Source organism: Pseudorhodoferax sp. Leaf265 (assembly GCF_001422365.1).
Classification (GTDB): Bacteria; Pseudomonadota; Gammaproteobacteria; order Burkholderiales; family Burkholderiaceae_C; genus Pseudorhodoferax.
This window is the reverse complement of record NZ_LMMT01000012.1, coordinates 473,126-485,816: the sequence shown is the minus strand read 5'-3', so window position 1 is coordinate 485,816 and position 12,691 is coordinate 473,126. Positions and strand designations below refer to the sequence as shown.

The 12,691-nt window shown below is 70.2% G+C and carries 12 protein-coding genes; 7 read left to right on the top strand and 5 right to left on the bottom strand.

What is annotated here, in order from left to right:
• Positions 1–2 precede the first annotated feature (2 nt).
• Positions 3–1,232, top strand: coding sequence for an MFS transporter (locus ASF45_RS14110; RefSeq protein WP_056663169.1), 1,230 nt, complete (start codon positions 3–5; stop codon positions 1,230–1,232).
• Here ASF45_RS14110 and uraD read toward each other — a convergent pair whose 3' ends face one another.
• From uraD to ASF45_RS14085, 5 genes are read right to left on the bottom strand one after another with little or no spacing between them, the layout of a single operon-like run.
• Complete coding sequence (gene uraD / locus ASF45_RS14105; RefSeq protein ID WP_056663165.1) at positions 1,233–2,099, bottom strand: 2-oxo-4-hydroxy-4-carboxy-5-ureidoimidazoline decarboxylase; 867 nt, start codon at positions 2,097–2,099, stop codon at positions 1,233–1,235.
• Positions 2,099–3,091 (bottom strand): ABC transporter substrate-binding protein, encoded by a 993-nt coding sequence (locus tag ASF45_RS14100; protein WP_056663161.1) that lies wholly within the window; start codon positions 3,089–3,091, stop codon positions 2,099–2,101. The genes uraD and ASF45_RS14100 overlap by 1 nt, the downstream gene beginning before the upstream one ends.
• Positions 3,092–3,112: 21 nt before the next feature.
• The gene (locus tag ASF45_RS14095) at positions 3,113–4,612 is read right to left on the bottom strand and encodes a tripartite tricarboxylate transporter permease (RefSeq protein ID WP_056663158.1); all 1,500 of its coding nucleotides are present in this window, start codon (positions 4,610–4,612) and stop codon (positions 3,113–3,115) included.
• A gap of 12 nt (positions 4,613–4,624) precedes the next feature.
• On the bottom strand, positions 4,625–5,080 hold the full coding sequence (locus ASF45_RS14090) for a tripartite tricarboxylate transporter TctB family protein (RefSeq protein WP_056663155.1): 456 nt from the start codon (positions 5,078–5,080) through the stop codon (positions 4,625–4,627).
• A 27-nt stretch (positions 5,081–5,107) separates the two neighbouring features.
• Positions 5,108–6,085, bottom strand: a complete 978-nt coding sequence (locus ASF45_RS14085; RefSeq protein WP_156472983.1) for a tripartite tricarboxylate transporter substrate binding protein — start codon at positions 6,083–6,085, stop codon at positions 5,108–5,110.
• Positions 6,086–6,199: 114 nt separating this feature from the next.
• Here ASF45_RS14085 and ASF45_RS35255 point away from each other — a divergent pair, with 114 nt between their 5' ends.
• From ASF45_RS35255 to ASF45_RS14055, 6 genes are all read left to right on the top strand, one after another.
• The gene (locus ASF45_RS35255) at positions 6,200–7,156 is read left to right on the top strand and encodes a LysR family transcriptional regulator (RefSeq protein WP_056663150.1); all 957 of its coding nucleotides are present in this window, start codon (positions 6,200–6,202) and stop codon (positions 7,154–7,156) included.
• Positions 7,157–7,161: 5 nt separating this feature from the next.
• A complete protein-coding gene (locus ASF45_RS14075; RefSeq protein ID WP_235580909.1) occupies positions 7,162–7,581 on the top strand; it encodes a hypothetical protein in 420 nt (139 codons plus the stop codon).
• A gap of 67 nt (positions 7,582–7,648) precedes the next feature.
• Positions 7,649–9,001, top strand: coding sequence for a tRNA (N6-isopentenyl adenosine(37)-C2)-methylthiotransferase MiaB (gene miaB / locus ASF45_RS14070; protein ID WP_056663147.1), 1,353 nt, complete (start codon positions 7,649–7,651; stop codon positions 8,999–9,001).
• Positions 8,998–10,416, top strand: coding sequence for an ATP-binding protein (locus ASF45_RS14065; RefSeq protein WP_235580908.1), 1,419 nt, complete (start codon positions 8,998–9,000; stop codon positions 10,414–10,416). The genes miaB and ASF45_RS14065 overlap by 4 nt, the downstream gene beginning before the upstream one ends.
• Complete coding sequence (locus ASF45_RS14060) at positions 10,406–11,080, top strand: hypothetical protein (RefSeq protein WP_063887662.1); 675 nt, start codon at positions 10,406–10,408, stop codon at positions 11,078–11,080. The genes ASF45_RS14065 and ASF45_RS14060 overlap by 11 nt, the downstream gene beginning before the upstream one ends.
• Position 11,081: 1 nt before the next feature.
• Positions 11,082–12,494, top strand: coding sequence for a sigma 54-interacting transcriptional regulator (locus ASF45_RS14055; protein WP_056663355.1), 1,413 nt, complete (start codon positions 11,082–11,084; stop codon positions 12,492–12,494).
• Positions 12,495–12,691: the final 197 nt, after the last annotated feature.

Genomic DNA, 12,691 nt, shown 5'->3' with positions numbered 1-12,691 from the left:
CCATGCACGCCACCACCCCATCCACCCAGGCCGCAACCAGCGGCCCCGCCCGCAGCGCCACAGGGCCGCTGCTGGCCCTGGCCATCAGCTCCTTCGGCATCGGCACGACCGAATTCGGCCCCATGGGCATGTTGTCGTCCATCGCCGAGGGCGTGGACGTGTCCATCCCGTCCGCCGGCCTGCTGGTCTCGGCCTACGCCATCGGCGTGACGCTGGGCGCCCCCTTCATGACGCTGCTGCTGGGGCACTGGTCGCGGCGCAAGGCCTTAATGGTGCTGATGGCCATCTTCACGCTGGGCAACCTGTTGTCGGCGCTGGCGCCCGGCTACGCCAGCCTGATGGTGGCGCGCGTGGTCACCAGCCTCACGCACGGCGCCTTCTTCGGCATCGGCGCCGTCGTCGCGGCCAGCCTGGTGCCGCCGAACAAGCAGGCCAGCGCGGTCGCCACCATGTTCATGGGCCTCACGCTGGCCAACATCGGCGGCGTGCCGGCCGCGACCTGGCTGTCCGACAGCGTGGGCTGGCGCCAGTCCTTCGCCGCCATCGCGGCGCTGGGCGTGCTGGCCATGCTCGCGCTGCGCCTGGCACTGCCGCGCGACCATGCCGCACGGGCGCGCACCGACGTGCGGGCCGAACTGCGGGTGCTCACGCGGCCCGTGGTGCTGGCCGCCATGCTGACCACGGTGCTGAGCTCGGCCGCGATGTTCTCGCTCTACACCTACATCTCGCCTGCGCTCAAGACCTTCAATGCGGCTTCGCCCGCGCTCATCACCGGCCTGCTGGCGCTGGCCGGTGTCGGCTTCACGATCGGCAACAGCCTGGGCGGCAAGTTCGCCGACCGCTCGGTCGACAAGACGCTGATCGGCTTCCTGCTGCTGATCGCGGCCAGCATGCTGGCCTTCCCGTGGCTGGCGCAGACGCACATCGGCGCGGCCGTCGGCGTGCTGGTCTGGGGCATCGGCGCGTTCGCCGTCGTGCCGCCGATCCAGATGCGCGTGATGCGCGCGGCGGCCGAGGCGCCTGGCCTGGCCTCGGCCGTCAACATCGGCGCGTTCAACCTCGGCAACGCGGTGGGCGCGGCCATGGGCGCGGCCGTGCTGAGCGCAGGGCTGGGCTATGCGGCCGTGATGGTCGCGGGCGCCGCCGTCGCCATCCTGGCGCTGCTGCTGGTGCTGTGGTCCGCCCGGCGTGGCGCCCGGCAGGACGTGGTGCACGCCGCGGCCTGCTGCTGATCAGCCTTCGCGCACGCAGACCAGGCTGTAGGCCCAGGGAGCGACCGAGAGCGTGAGCCGGTAGCTGGCCTCGGGCGCATCGATGGCGAAGGCGATGGGCACGACATCCAGCAAGGCGCCCGCAGCGCCCAGTTGCCGAAGGTAGTCCCCCAGGTGCAGGCGCAGTTCGTAACGGCCCATGCGCAACGGGGCGCCGGCCAGCAGGGTCAGGCCGCGGCCCTCTTGCACCGCCTCGGCCAGCGGCGCGCCATCGGCGTCGTGCAGCGCCACGCGCAGGCCTTCAGCCAACCGGCCGTGCTGGCTGTCCAGCACCTGCACCACCACGCTGCCGTGCAGGCCGTCCAAGCCGTGGTCCGCGATGCGCCCGGCCAGCCGCAGCCGCGTGATGCGGCCGATCTCGGCCAGCGTGTTGGCCAGTTCGGTGGCACGGTCGTTGGCAAGGCGTTGCGCGAAGACCGCGAGCGCCGAGGCCCGCGTGTGCCGCTTGATGCACAGGATGAACGGAAAGCCGAAGCGCGCGCGGTAGGCCGCGTTGAGCGCATCCCAGCGCGCGCTGTCCTCGGCGCCCAGCGCGCCCAGCGCCAGCCCCCCTTGCTCGCGCACCGAGTCGGCCGTCATGTCGCCCAGACGGGCGGCCGCGCCGGCCAGTTCAGGGTGGCCGTTGAACAGCGCCACGCGCGCCTGCTCGGGCCGCGCGGCCACGGCCGCCAGCATCGCGCGGTGCAGCGCATCCGCGCTCGCGAAGGGCCGCTGGTCGACGATGGCTGCGGCGACCCAGGGCGCGTGCTCGAACACCTCGCCAAGGTGGTCCGAGAACGCTGACGCGTCGGCCGCGTTGAGCAGCGCGAGCGTGGGCAGGGCCGCCATCACAGCAGCTGCGCCAGCGTGCGCACGCGCGCGGCGAGCGGCGGCAGGAAGCCGGCGTCGAACAGGCGCGTGGCGGCCGGCACGGACGGCAGGGCCTTGGCCTGCGCCATGAGCGCGGCGGTCGCCGTCAGCCGCTCGGGGTTGACCGCACCGATGCCGATGCGCGCCCCCTCGGGATGCGCCATCTCCAAGCCCAGCGTGCCGACCAGGCGGGCCCGGTTGGCCACCCGGTCCAGGCCAGGGTTGCGCCGCGCCACGGCTGCGATGGCCGCGTCGGGATCGGCCACGGTGTCGGCCAGGCCCCGGTTCACGGCCCGCACCAGACCCGCCACGGCCCCGGGGTGCGCATCGCGCAGCGTCGGCGTGACCATCAGCGCCGCGCCGTACAGCGAGGGCACGTGGTGTTGCCACTCGAAGTGGCGCAGCAGCCGGTCGGCATCCAGCCCGGCCTCGATGGTCTGCGCGCGAATGGTGTTGACGAAGCCGAACAAGCCGTCCCAACGGCCTTGCAGCATCAGCGGCACGATGTCCTTGTGCGGCAGCGCCGAGACTTCGATGGACACGCTGTCCGGTGCGATGCCGCAGGCCGCGCAGAACTCGGGGAACATGCGCCAGGCTGCATCGTTGGGGTGCGTCACCAGGCGCTTGCCGGCCAGGTCCTGCGGCGCCAGCACCGGCCCATCGGCCGGCACGGCAATCGTGTACGGCGATCGGTTGTGCATGGCGAACACGGCCACCGGCGCCTCCTCGGGCCGGCTGGCCGCGCACTCGACCAGCGCGTTCATGTCGCCGTAGCCCGCGTCGTACAGGCCGTCGGCCAGGCGCGGCACGGCATTGGCCAGCGTGTCGCCCTCGGTGAACTCCAGGGCCAGACCCTCCTCGCGGAAGTAGCCTTTGTCCTCGGCCACGAAGAACCAGGCCTGCGGGCCGGAATAGAAGGTGTTCAGGATGAAGCGCAGGCGCAACGGGGTCTGCACGTCGGATGTCGTCATGGGGGGTCTCCTGGGAACGGTTCAGTCTTCTTTGAGCGCTTCGGCGCGGGTGCGCTTGACGCCGGGCAGGGCCATGGCCGCGAGCATCAGCGCGGCGGCCACGAGCAGGCCGGCGCTGATCGGCCGCTCGACGAAGGTCTGGGCATCGCCGCCCGACAGCAGCATGGCGCGCTTGAAGTTCTCTTCCATCATCGGCCCCAGGATGAAGCCCAGCACCAGCGGCGTGGCCTCGAAACCGAGCTTGACCATCAGGTAGCCCAGCAGGCCGATGCCGACCGCGAGGTAGACGTCGAGCGCGCGGTTGTTGATGCTGTAGATGCCGATCGCGCAGAAGAACACGATGGCCGGGTACAGCAGCCGGTAGGGCACCTGCAGCAGCTTGACCCACAGGCCCACGAGCGGCAGGTTCAGCACCACCAGCATCAGGTTGCCGACCCACATGCTGGCGATCATTCCCCAGAACAGCGTGGCGTGTTCGGTCATGACCTGCGGGCCCGGCACGATACCCTGGATGGTCATGGCGCCGGCCATCACGGCCATGATGGCGTTGGACGGCACGCCCAGCGTCAGGAGCGGGATGAACGAAGTCTGCGCGCCCGCGTTGTTGGCCGATTCGGGCGCGGCCACGCCGGCGATGGCGCCCTTGCCGAAGCGCTCGGGCGTGCGGCTCAATTTCTTCTCCAGCGCATAGGCGCCGAACGAGGCCAGCAGCGCGCCGCCGCCGGGCAGCACGCCCAGCACCGAGCCCAGCAGCGTGCCGCGCAGGATGGGGCCGATGCTTTCCTTCAGTTCTTCCTTGGTTGGCAGCAGCTCGTGCATGGGCACGGCCTGCACCTCGCGCGGCTTGTGTTCCAGGTTGAGCATGATCTCGGTCAGGCCGAACAGGCCGACCGCGATGGCCACGAAGTCGATGCCGTCGGCCAGTTCCATGACGCCGAAGGTCAGGCGCGGCATGGGCGAGTTGGCGTCGGTGCCGGCCAGGCCCAGGAACATGCCGAAGACGATCATGACCACGGCCTTGGACAGCGAGCCGTTGGCCAGCACCATGGAGCAGACCAGGCCCAGCAGCATCAACGAGAAGTACTCGACCGGGCCGAATTGGAGCGCCAGCGCCGCCATGCCCGGGCCGAACACCGAGATCAGCAGCGTGGCCACCGTGCCCGCGACGAAGGAGCCGATGGCCGCAATCGCCAGCGCCGCGCCGCCGCGGCCGTTCTGCGCCATCGCGTAGCCGTCCAGCGTGGTGGCGACCGAGTTGGCCTCGCCCGGCAGGTTGACCAGGATGGCCGTGGTCGAGCCGCCGTATTGCGCGCCGTAGTAGATGCCGGCCAGCATGATCAGCGAGGTGGCCGGCGGCAGGTGGAAGGTGATGGGCAAGAGCATCGCCATGGTGGCCACCGCGCCGATGCCGGGCAGCACACCGATCAGCGTGCCCAGCAGCACGCCGACGAAGCAGAACAGCAGGTTCTGCGGCAGCACGGCCACCTGCAGGCCCATGGCGATGTTGGAGAGGAGTTCCATGGCGGCTCCTGCTCAACGCGGCCAGATGGGAATCGCCAGGCCCAGGCCCTTGACGAACACGAGCGCGGCCAGTGCAGCCAGTACCGCGCAGACCAGCGGGGTCTCGCGCTGGCGGCTGATGTTGCTGGCCAGCGAGGCCACGGCCGTGGACACGATGACCGCCAGCACGATGCCCAGCCGGTCCACCATGGTGCCGAACAGCAGCACGGCCAGCGACAGTACGAGCACGGGCCGCAGCACGATGGCCACGGGTTCGGCCGCCACGCGGCGCGCCCCCGTGAGGGCCATGCCCGTGCCCGCGGCGACCAGCATCCAGGCCAGTGCGCGCGGCACGTAGCCCGGGCCCATCTCGGTGGCGTTGCCGATCTCCAGGTCGCCCACGGCGGCCAGGCAGACCAGGCCGAGAACCAGCACGAACAGGCCGGCCAGAAGGTCCTGGCGCCAGGCCAGGGCACGCAGCAGTTGCATGGCGGTGCTCCGGTGTGCAGCGCCTGCTTACTTCTCTTGCGCGCCGGCTTCGATGATGAGCGGCTTCCACACCTCGATCTGCTCGCCGACGAACTTCGTGTAGTCCGCGCTCGTCATCGCAATGGTCTCCACGCCCCAGCCGAACAGCTTGTCCTTGACGGCCGGCAGTGCCACGGCCTCGGCCACGGCGTCATGGATCTTCCTGACCAGGTCGGCCGGCATGCCGGCCGGGCCCGACACGCCGAGCCAGTTTTCCAGCACGATGTCCAGGCCCTGCTCGCGGAAGGTCGGCACCTCGGGCGCCTGCGAGATGCGCTTGGGCGCGGCCACGGCGATGGCCACGGCCTCGCCGGCCTTGACCATGGGCATGTTCTGCGCCAGCAGGTCGTAGTAGGTCTTGAGCACGCCGGCCTTGAAGTCCTGGATCGCCGGCGCGCTGCCCTTGTAGGGCACGTGGACCATGGTGATGCCGGCCTTCTTCTTCACGCCCTCGCCCAGGATGTGGCTGATCGAGCCCACGCCGCTGGAGCCATAGCTGAGCTTGGTCTCCTTCTTCGTGAGTTCGATGAAGCCCTTCAGATCCTTCACGCCCAGCGCGGGCTGCACCAGCAGGCCGGGCGCCGAGGCGCCGATGTAGGCCACGTGCGTGAAGTCCTTGAGCGGGTCGTACGGGATCTTCTTGAACTGCGTGGGCGCGATCGTGAACGGCGCGTTGTTGGCCAGGATCAGCGTGTAGCCGTCCGGTGCTTCCTTCTTCACGATGTCGGCCGCCAGCGTGCCGCCGGCGCCGGGCCGGTTGTCGACGAGGAACTGCTGGCCGAGCTTCTCGCTCAGGTGCTGGCCCACCAGGCGCGCCACGATGTCGCTGGTGCCCCCGGGCGGGAAGCTCACGACGATGCGCACGGGCTTGCTGGGCCAGGTGGTGGCCTGGGCCACGGCCTGCTGGGCCGGTGCGAAGGCAAGGACGGCCAGCGTGGCCAGGGCAGACAAGGTGCGGAGCGACATGGCGATTTCCTTGGGTGGGATGCGGGAATGGGGCGGATCGTAGAAATCGGCTGCATTGCCGTCCATCACCGATTTCGAAGTGCTGCATTCGAAAAATCCGTATGCTCCAGGCCCATGCCGCAATCCCTCGTCTCTGCCAACCTGCGCTACCTGGACCAGGTGGCGCGCTCCGGCTCCATCCAGGCCGCGGCCAAGGAGCTGCACGTGGCGGCCTCGGCCATCAACCGGCAAATCCTGCAACTGGAGGAGCAGCTCGGCGCGCCGCTGTTCGAGCGCTTGCCGCGCGGCATGCGGCTGACGGTGGCCGGCGACGCCGTGGTCACGCTGGCACGGCGCTGGCGCCAGGACGAGCGCCGGCTGGAGAGCGAGATCCGCCGCTACCAGGGCGTGCACCAGGGCCATGTGACGCTGTATGCCATGGACAGCCACTCCACCAGCGTGCTGCCGCCCCTGGTCGCGGCGCTGGGCGAGAGCCACCCGCTGATCTCGCTGTCCGTCAACCTGGGCAGCACCGACGAGGCGCTGGCCGCCGTGATGGCCGGCACGGCCGACCTGGTGGCCGCCTTCAACCTGCCGCCGCGGCGCGAGGTGCTGGTGCTGTGGCGCACCGAACTGCCGTTCGGTTGCGTGGTCGCGCCCAGCCACCCGCTGGCCGGCGCGCGTTCGGTCAGCCTGCAGGAGGCGGCTGCCTACCCGGTGGCGCTGCAAAGCCGCGCCCTGGCGATCCGGCGCTACCTGGACGCGCAGTACGGCTGGCTGTTCACCGAGGCGCGCGGGCGCTTCGAGAGCAATTCGCTGCAGCTGGTCAAGCAGCTGGCCCTGGGCGGGCGCCATGTGGTGTTCACCTCGGAACTGGACGCCGCGCCCGAACTGGCCGCCGGCCTGCTGCGCTTCGTGCCCGTGCGCGACAAGGGCGCCGAGCCGCAGACCATCGGCATCGCGGTGGACGCGACGCGTCCGCCGGGGCCACTGGTCAAGGTGGTGGCCGAGCATTTGCAGGCCGCCATCGAACGGGCATTGGCGGCCAGCCGCGACGGGGCTTCTAGAATCGCGCCCCCAGCCTCTGGATGAACACCATGAACCGCTGCCGCACCACGATGGCCTTGCTCGCCACCCTCCTCGTCGCCACCGCCGCTTCGGCCCAGGTGCGCGAATTCCCGGCCGCCGCCCTGCGCGGAACCTTCCAGGTCGTCCAGCCGCCCGACATCCTGCTCGACGGCAAGAGCGACCGCCTCTCGCCCGGTGCGCGCATCCTGGGCGTGCGCAACGAGCTTGTGATGTCGGCCGCCCTCGTCGGCGAGCGCCTGGTCGTGAACTACACGCGCGAGCCCAACGGCATGGTCCACCAGGTCTGGCTGCTGAACCAGCAGGAAGCCGCGCTCAAGCGCGACAGCGCCACGCGCGAACGCAACTTCCTCTTCGCCTCCGAAGAGGACACCCGGCCCAAGGACGACGGCAAGACGCCGTTCCACCTGCTGCCCAAGTACGGGCAGTAAGCAGCGCCCTCCCCTTGACCAAGAGCGGCCGCCAGCCGCCTGTCTGCCATTTCCCCGCGAGAACGCCATGACGAAAAAAGTCTTCATCAAAACCTTCGGCTGCCAGATGAACGAGTACGACTCGGACAAGATGGCCGACGTGCTGCATGCCGCCGAGGGCTACGAGCCCACGCAGGATGTGGACGAGGCCGATCTGATCCTGTTCAACACCTGCTCGGTGCGCGAGAAGGCGCAGGAGAAGGTCTTCTCCGACCTGGGCCGCGTCAAGCACCTGAAGAAGAAGGGTGTGCAGATCGGCGTGGGCGGCTGCGTGGCCAGCCAGGAGGGCGAGGCCATCATCGCGCGGGCGCCCTTCGTCGATGTGGTGTTCGGCCCGCAGACCTTGCACCGCCTGCCCGAGCTGCTGGCCCAGCGCCGCCGCCAGGACCAGCCCCAGGTGGACATCAGCTTCCCCGAGATCGAGAAGTTCGACCACCTGCCGCCCGCGCGCGTGGAAGGCGCCACCGCCTTCGTCTCCATCATGGAGGGCTGCTCCAAGTACTGCAGCTACTGCGTCGTGCCCTACACGCGCGGCGAAGAGGTCTCGCGCCCGTTCGAGGACGTGCTGGTGGAGATCGCCGGCCTGGCCGACCAGGGCGTGCGCGAGGTCACGCTCCTGGGCCAGAACGTCAACGCCTACCGCGGCCGCATGGGCGACACCACGGAGATCGCCGACTTCGCCCTGCTGGTCGAGACCGTGGCCGAGATCCCCGGCATCGCCCGCATCCGCTACACCACCAGCCACCCGAACGAGTTCACGCCGCGCCTGATCGAGGCCTACGCGCGCGTGCCCAAGCTCGTGAGCCACCTGCACCTGCCCGTGCAGCATGGCTCGGACCGCATCCTGATGGCCATGAAGCGCGGCTACACGGCCATGGAATACAAGTCCACCGTGCGCAAGCTGCGCGCGATCCGGCCCGCCATGGCCATGAGCAGCGACTTCATCGTCGGCTTCCCGGGCGAGACCGAGGAAGACTTCGGCAAGATGATGAAGCTCATCGACGATATCGGCTTCGACAACAGCTTCTCGTTCATCTTCAGCCCGCGCCCCGGCACGCCGGCTGCCAACCTGCACGACGACACGCCGCACGCGGTCAAGTTGAAGCGCCTGCAGCACCTGCAGGGCGTGGTCGACGCCAACGTGCGTGCCATCGCCGCGCGCCGCGTGGGCACGGTGCAGACCATCCTCGTGGAAGGCCCGTCCAAGCGCAGCCATGCCGGCCAGCCCGAACTGATGGGCCGCACCGAGTGCAACCGCGTCGTCAACTTCCCGGGCTCCGAGCGCCTGGTCGGCCAGATGGTGGACGTGCGCGTGACCGAGGCCATGTCCTACTCGCTGCGCGGCGAGGTCTGCACGCGCGAGACCGCGCCGGCCGCGTGACGCGCCCGCGCTTGTCCTTCCGCCAGCTGCTGCTGCTGGCCTTCCTGCTGATCGCCGCGCTGCTGGGCGGCGTGGCGGTGCGCGCGGTGTTCACGTTCGACATCCTGATGCAGCGCAGCCTGGGCTTCTCGGCCCGCACGCTGCAGCTCAACGGCGTGGCACAGACGCTCAGCGAGCGCAGCGCCACGGCCGAGCGCGCCGCGCGCCAGTCGCTGATCTTGAACGACGCGCTGCTGCGCCGGCGCTTCGCCGACAGCGCGCGCGAGGCCCAGGGCCTGGTGACGGGCCTGCAGCCGGCCGACCTGCCGCCGGCGCTGGCCGCGCGCTGGCGCGGCCAGATGGGCAAGATCGAGCAGCTCATGGACGGCCCGGCCGAAACCGCGCTGGACCGCGAGCGCGCCGTGGCGGCCGAGTTCCGCGAGCTCGACGTGCTCAACGTCACGCTGGCGCAGCAGATGCAGGCCGCCATCGAGCAGCGCCGCCAGGCGCTCAACGCCGAACTGGACGCCAGCCGCAGGCAGATCACGCAGCAGGTGATCGGCATGGTGGTGCTGGCCGTGCTGCTGGCCATCGCGCTGGGCCTGTGGCTGGCACGCCCGCTCAAGCGCGTGGAGCGCGCCATCGTGGGCCTGGGCGAGAACCGGCTGGACCAGGCCATCGAGATCCAGGGCCCATCCGACGTGCACCGCATCGGCCAGCAGCTGGACTGGCTGCGGCTGCGGCTGTCCGAACTCGATGCCGACAAGGCGCGTTTCCTGCGCCACATCTCGCACGAGCTCAAGACGCCGCTGGCCGCGCTGCGCGAGGGCGTCTCGCTGCTCGAGGAAGGCGTGGCCGGCGAACTCAACGACAACCAGCGCGAGGTGGCCGGCATCCTGCGCCAGAACACGGTGCAGCTGCAAAGCCAGATCGAGGCGCTGCTGCGCTTCAACGCCGCGGCCTTCGAGGCACGCCAGCTCAAGCGCGAGCGCGTGGACCTGCTGGAACTCATCGAGGCCCAGGTCGACGCCCAGCGCCTGCAGTGGCGCGCCAACCAACTCACGGTGCAGGTCGAGGGCGAGAGCCTCACGACGCGGGTGGACGCCGAGAAGATCGGCACGGTGCTGGCCAACCTGCTGTCCAACGCGATCCGTTTCTCGCCGGTCCGCGGCCGCATCCTGATCCAGCTGCAGCAGCACGAGCAACTCGTGCAGATCGACGTGCAGGACGAAGGCCCCGGCGTGGCCGAACCCGACCGCGACCGCATCTTCGAGCCCTTCTTCCGCGGCCAGCGCCAGCCCGAGGGCGCCGTGAAAGGAACGGGCATCGGTCTTTCCATCGTTCACGAGTACATCGCGGCCCATGGTGGCAAGATGGCGCTCCTGCCCGGCCCGGCCGGCGCCCATTTCCGCATCGAACTACCCCATGTGTCCTGAACCACGCGCGGCCCGCGCGTCCTCATCCTTGCTGTGTGCGCTGGCCGCTGCGCTGCTGGCCGGCTGCGTGGCCCCGCCACCCGCGCCGCCGCCCGCCCCGCCGCCACCGCCGCCCGCGGTGGCTCCGGTGCCGCCGCCGCCCGCCGTGCCGCCGGTCGAATCGGCCGTGCCGCTGCCCGTGCAGGGCGGCCAGCCCGGCGGTGTGCGCACGGACAGCAGCACCGTGGCCCAGGCCTTGCTCGTGTATGCCGACCGTGTGCGCCGCATGGCCCCCAGCGAACTCGCGCAGGAGGTCACGCGGCTGTCGGACATCCCCGAGGCGCAGCGCCAGCCGGCCGAGGAGCTGCAGCTGGCGATCACACTGGCGCAGACCCGCGTGCCGGCCGACCTCGTGCGCGCCCAGGGCCTGGCCCAGCGCGTGCTCGGCAACCCGCGCGAGGAAGCGCGCGGCCTGTACCCGCTGGCCGGCATGCTGGTGGCGCGCTATGCCGAACAGCGCCGTGTGGAAGATGCCCTGGACCGCCAGGCGCAGCAGCTGCGCGAGCAGCAGCGCCGCATCGACCAGTTGACCGAGCGGCTGGAGGCCGTGCGCGCCATCGAGCGCAGCCTGACCTCGCGCCCGCCGCCCAACGGTGGCCACCGCCCGCCGCCAGGCCAGCCCTGACATGCCCGCCACCGAATCCGCACGCACCAACATCCTCGTCGTCGACGACGACGCGGACATGCTGCGCCTCCTGTCCATGCGCCTCACGGCCGCCGGCTACCGCGTCACGGCCGTGGGCTCGGCCGAGGCCGCGCTGAACCAGCTCGACATCGAGCAGCCGCAGCTGGTGCTGTCCGACGTGCAGCTGCCCGGCCGCGACGGCCTGGCGCTGTTCGACCTCGTGCGCGCGCGGCATCCGGCCCTGCCCGTGATCCTGCTGACCGCGCACGGCACCATCCCCGACGCCGTGGAGGCCACGGCGCGCGGCGTGTTCACCTACCTGACCAAGCCCTTCGACGGCAAGGCCCTGCTCGACAAGATCGCCCAGGCGCTGTCGCTGTCGGCGCCCACGGCCGCCGTCGTGCCCAAGGGCGGGCACGACGAGAGCTGGCGCGACGAGATCGTCAGCCGCTCGGCCCGCATGGCCGAGGTGCTGGCCGAGGCCAAGATGGTGGCCCAGTCCGACGCCAGCGTGCTGATGCTGGGCGACAGCGGCACCGGCAAGGAGCTGCTGGCGCGTGCCATCCACAAGGCCAGCAGCCGCGCCAAGAAGCCTTTCGTGGCCGTGAACTGCGGTGCCATCCCCGAGGCACTGCTGGAGTCCGAACTGTTCGGCCACATGCGCGGTGCCTTCACCGACGCCGTGACCAACCACAAGGGCCTGTTCCAGACCGCCGACGGCGGCACGCTGCTGCTCGACGAAATCGGCGACATGCCGCTGGCGCTGCAGGTCAAGCTGCTGCGCGTGCTGCAGGAGCGGGCGGTACGGCCGCTGGGCTCCAGCCAGTCGATCCCGGTGGACGTGCGCATCCTGTCGGCCACGCACCGCGATCTGGAGGTGGCCATGGCCGCCAAGGAGTTCCGCGAGGACCTGTACTACCGGCTCAACGTGGTCACGCTCACGCTGCCGCCGTTGGGTGAACGGCGCGAGGACATCGCGCTCCTGGCCCAGCACTTCCTGCAGACGCTGGCGACCAAGTACAGCAAGCGCCTGTCGGGCTTCGCCCCTGAAGCGCTCAAGGCGCTGACCACCGCAGCCTGGCCCGGCAACGTGCGCCAGCTGCACAACGTGGTCGAGCAGGTCTGCGCGCTGTCGACCACGCCGCTGGTGCCGCTGGCCCTGGTGCAGCGCGCGCTGCGCCAGCCGGCCATCGAGGTGCTGCCCTATGCCGAGGCCAAGCGCAAGTTCGAGCGCGAGTACCTGATCAACCTCTTGAAGCTGACCGACGGCAACGCCGCCGACGCGGCCCGGCTGGCCGACCGCAACCGGACCGAGTTCTACCGGCTGATGCAGAAGCACGAGCTCACGCCGGGGTTGTTCAAAGGAGAATCTGCGGCTTCCGGCGAGACCGTCGCCGAACCGCGACAAGGCTAAGTCCTTGTTTTTCCTCGATATCACCACACAGCGACCGCGACCTGTCGCTGTTCGGCGACAAAAACCGGGGTTTTGGGGGCCGTTTCCCGAACGAACCCGTGGAAACCCCGACAAACCCGTCCAAGCCGTTGATTCATAAGGTGTTCTAGCGTTGGCATGGGGATTGCAGTGAGAGAGGCATATGAGCTCTGTCTCTT

Bases quoted from the DNA above. Each gene is read 5' to 3' on its own strand.
- ASF45_RS14110 (WP_056663169.1), top strand. From the start codon at position 3: ATGCACGCCACCACCCCATCCACCCAGGCCGCAACCAGCGGCCCCGCC.
- uraD (WP_056663165.1), bottom strand. From the start codon at position 2,099: ATGGCGGCCCTGCCCACGCTCGCGCTGCTCAACGCGGCCGACGCGTCA.
- ASF45_RS14100 (WP_056663161.1), bottom strand. From the start codon at position 3,091: ATGACGACATCCGACGTGCAGACCCCGTTGCGCCTGCGCTTCATCCTG.
- ASF45_RS14095 (WP_056663158.1), bottom strand. From the start codon at position 4,612: ATGGAACTCCTCTCCAACATCGCCATGGGCCTGCAGGTGGCCGTGCTG.
- ASF45_RS14090 (WP_056663155.1), bottom strand. From the start codon at position 5,080: ATGCAACTGCTGCGTGCCCTGGCCTGGCGCCAGGACCTTCTGGCCGGC.
- ASF45_RS14085 (WP_156472983.1), bottom strand. From the start codon at position 6,085: ATGTCGCTCCGCACCTTGTCTGCCCTGGCCACGCTGGCCGTCCTTGCC.
- ASF45_RS35255 (WP_056663150.1), top strand. From the start codon at position 6,200: ATGCCGCAATCCCTCGTCTCTGCCAACCTGCGCTACCTGGACCAGGTG.
- ASF45_RS14075 (WP_235580909.1), top strand. From the start codon at position 7,162: ATGAACCGCTGCCGCACCACGATGGCCTTGCTCGCCACCCTCCTCGTC.
- miaB (WP_056663147.1), top strand. From the start codon at position 7,649: ATGACGAAAAAAGTCTTCATCAAAACCTTCGGCTGCCAGATGAACGAG.
- ASF45_RS14060 (WP_063887662.1), top strand. From the start codon at position 10,406: ATGTGTCCTGAACCACGCGCGGCCCGCGCGTCCTCATCCTTGCTGTGT.
- ASF45_RS14055 (WP_056663355.1), top strand. From the start codon at position 11,082: ATGCCCGCCACCGAATCCGCACGCACCAACATCCTCGTCGTCGACGAC.